General features: G+C 35.4%; 2 protein-coding genes. Both read left to right on the forward strand.

The annotated features are described in order from the left end of the window. Positions 1 to 137 precede the first annotated feature (137 nt). Positions 138 to 2,714: a M1 family aminopeptidase gene (locus tag PMI10_RS19495; RefSeq protein ID WP_007810971.1), complete on the forward strand. Its 2,577-nt coding sequence runs from the start codon at positions 138 to 140 to the stop codon at positions 2,712 to 2,714. Then, positions 2,711 to 3,637, forward strand: a complete 927-nt coding sequence (locus PMI10_RS19500; RefSeq protein ID WP_007810972.1) for a DUF58 domain-containing protein — start codon at positions 2,711 to 2,713, stop codon at positions 3,635 to 3,637. Before PMI10_RS19495 ends, PMI10_RS19500 begins: the two co-directional genes overlap by 4 nt. Positions 3,638 to 3,783 lie beyond the last annotated feature (146 nt).

The raw sequence follows: 3,783 nt of genomic DNA on the forward strand, positions 1-3,783 counted from the left end.
AAATGATTTTTTTAATCTTCGAGAATCATTTAATCTGTGGCAAACTTTTTAAGCAGTATCAAAATGATAATTAGTAAAAATTAGTGCAATTCGTGGCAAACATTTTTTATTTTTAACGAATCTTATTCCTTTAAAAAATGAAAATTTTCTACAGCTTTCTTTGTTTATTTGTCATCACTGCAATTGGTTTTTCTCAATCAAAACTAAAAGAAAGTCTTGTTTTGGAGAATGGAGTTTCAGAGCAATTAGCTCATTTTCGGAAACATCAGATAACCAATGTTTCTTATGAATTGTCTTTTGAAATTCCGAAACAAAAAGATCAGGAAATCAATTCAAGTTTAGTTTTAGATTTGACTTTATCCGACTTGAGTCAGCCTTTGTATTTAGATTTTAAAGAGAAATCTCAAAATATAAAATCAATTGAGGTAAACGGAAAAAGCATTGCCATTGTTCAGGAAAAAGGTCATATTGTTATTTCGCCTTCGGCTTTAATTTTAGGACAAAACAAAGTGGCTGTTTCTTTTATTGCAGGCGATTTATCGCTGAACCGAAATGACGATTTTCTATATACTTTATTAGTTCCGGATCGCGCCAGTACATTGTTTCCGTGTTTTGATCAGCCTGATATTAAAGCCACTTATAAACTGAATCTTACGGTTCCCAAAGATTGGTCGGTTTTGGCTGGTGCCGATGTGAAAGCTAAAGTCGAAAAAGGCGATTTTATCACTTACACTTTTGGAGAATCAGATAAAATGAGTACGTATTTGTTTTCTTTTGTCGCCGGAAAATTTAAAAGTGTGACCCAGAAACCGGGCAATTTACAAATGACGATGTTGTATCGCGAAAACAATCCGGAAAAGTTACAAACGAGTACCGATACGATTTTCAAATTGCACCAACAATCTTTAGACTTTTTAGAAAAATATACTAACTATCCTTTTCCTTTTCAGAAACTGGATTTTGCTTCGATTCCGGTTTTTCAGTATGGCGGAATGGAACATGTGGGCGCGATTCAGTATCGTGAATCAACTTTGTTTTTGGATAACAGTGCGACAGACAGCGAGAAATTAGACAGGGCGAAACTCATTGCACATGAAACTTCGCATATGTGGTTTGGCGATTTGGTTACAATGAAATGGTTTGATGATGTCTGGATGAAAGAGGTGTTTGCGAATTTTATGGCTGATAAAATCATGAATCCGATTTTTCCGAAAGTTAATCATAATTTGCAATTTTTTAGTGCGCATTATGCCAACGCTTACGCGGAAGACAGATCGTTGGGTACGCATCCGATTAAGCAAAACCTCGCCAATTTGAAAGATGCAGGTTCGCTTTACGGAAATATCATTTACAACAAAGCACCAATAATGATGCGTCAGTTGGAAGCTTCGATGGGGGCGGAAGCTTTCCGGAAAGGAATTGAAAAGTACATTCAAAAATACGCCAACGACAATGCCGACTGGAATAATCTGGTTGAAATTCTGGATGCAGAAACCCCTCTCGATATGCAAAAATGGAGCAAGGTTTGGGTGAATCAATCCGGGAGAGCGATTTTTACGGATAAGATTGTATATGATGCTCAAAACCGAATCAGGAAATTTGAAATTCGGCAAAAAGCAGAAGATAAATCAAAAAATGTCTGGCCTCAGGTTTTTCAGATTGGGTTAATTTATCCTGATACGGTTAAGGTGGTAAATGTCAATATAAAAGATAAAAATATCTGTTTGAAAGAGTTAATCGGGCAACCAAAGCCAGTTAGTGTTATTTACAATTATAATGGTTTTGGTTACGGTGTTTTTCCGCTTGTCGGGAATAATTTAAACTACATTTCAAACTTAAAAGATGAGGTTGCAAGAGCTTCTTCGTACAGTAATCTTTATGAGAATATGTTGATTGGCAATGTTTCTCCAATTAAAGCTTTTGATTGTTTTTTTAAGGGGATTCAATTAGAAGAAAATGAATTGGTTTTGAAAATTGTTTCTAATAATTTGAGTGCTATTTATTGGAGATTTTTAACGGAAAAACAGCAAATCAAAGTGCAAAAACAATTGGAGGATATTCTGTACGTACGTTTACAAACCAATTTGACAGCTAATATTAAAAAGACCTTATTTAATTTGTTCAGTTCAATTGCGCATTCAGATTTGGCAAAAAATAAATTATATCAGATTTGGAATAAAGAAGTTGTGATCCCGAATTTAAAATTAAACGAAGATGATTACACCAATATCGCTATGAACCTGGCTATATTTAAGCATGAAAAGGCGGATGAAATTTTAGAAAAAACCAGAACGACAATCACGAATCCGGACAAACAAAAACGATTTGAGTTTTTATTGCCATCGTTATCAAAAGATGAGTCGGTTCGGAATTCTTTTATGGAATCATTGAAGGACGATAAAAACAGGGAAAAAGAATCGTGGGTTTCTGTTGGTTTGGCGAATATTCATCATCCGTTGCGTCAGGAAAGTGCTCAAAAGTATATTAGATTTTCATTAGATTTGACGGAGGAAATTCAGCGTACGGGAGATATTTTCTTTCCGAAAGACTGGCTGAGCAATACGATTGGAAAATATTCGTCTCAATATGCTTTTGATGAAGTACAGCGATTCTTAAAAGAAAACCCTAATTTTAGTCCGATATTAAAACGAAAATTATTGCAGGCAACAGATGGTTTGTACCGCGCTCAAAATATTAAAAAAGAAACCGAATGAAAATTGAATCGGAAATAGAGAAAGTCTCCAGTTTTCAGCATCTCGAAATGCTGGCGAATCAGGTTGTAGAAGGTTTTATATCCGGAATGCATAAAAGTCCGTTTCATGGATTTTCGGCTGAATTTGCCGAGCATAAAGTTTATAATGCCGGAGAAAGCACCAAACATATCGATTGGAAATTATTCGCCAAAACCGATCGTTTATACACCAAACGTTTTGAGGAAGAAACCAATTTACGCTGTCATCTTATTGTTGATAATTCGTCGTCGATGCATTATCCCGAACTAAAATCGAATCAGCCTTTTTATGAAAAAAAGATTGGTTTTGCGGTTTTGGCGTCGGCAGTGTTGATGAATATTTTAAAGAAACAGCGTGATGCAGTTGGTTTAAGCGTGTTTTCGGACAGTTACGAATATTACGCTCCAGAAAAAGGAAGTGATCGTCATCACAGAATGTTATTGAACAAGCTGGAGCAGTTATTAGAACAGCCAAAAGTCAAAAAAAGCACGGATACCATTACATACCTGCATCAAATTGCGGAAAAAATGCACCGTCGTTCGATGATTATTTTGTTTACGGATATGTTTCAGTCAGAAGATGATGAAAAGCTTTTTAACGCCTTGCAGCATTTAAAACACAACAAACATAAAGTGGTTTTGTTTCACGTAGTTGATAATGACACAGAGCTGAAATTTGATTTCGATAATACGCCAAGGAAGTTTATTGATCTGGAAACAGGTGAAGAAGTGTCAATTTTTGCAGATAATGTAAAAACAGAATATGAAAAAAGGGCAGGAGAGTACTTTAAAAAACTGGCTTTAACCTGTGCAAAGAACCAAATTAAGTACGTTCCGGTAAATGTGGGTGATAATTTTGAGAAAATACTGACTACATATTTGGTTGAAAAACAAAACTTTGGCTAAATATTTAAAATAATTATTCATTTTTTTTGCCAAAACACTTGCAGAAACGAAATTCTGTACTATCTTTGCAACCGCAATAACGCAGAGGTTTGGTAGTTCAGTTGGTTAGAATACATGCCTGTCACGCATGGGGTCGCGGGTTCGAG

The sequence above is a fragment of the Flavobacterium sp. CF136 genome (genome assembly GCF_000282055.1).
Lineage (GTDB): Bacteria > Bacteroidota > Bacteroidia > Flavobacteriales > Flavobacteriaceae > Flavobacterium.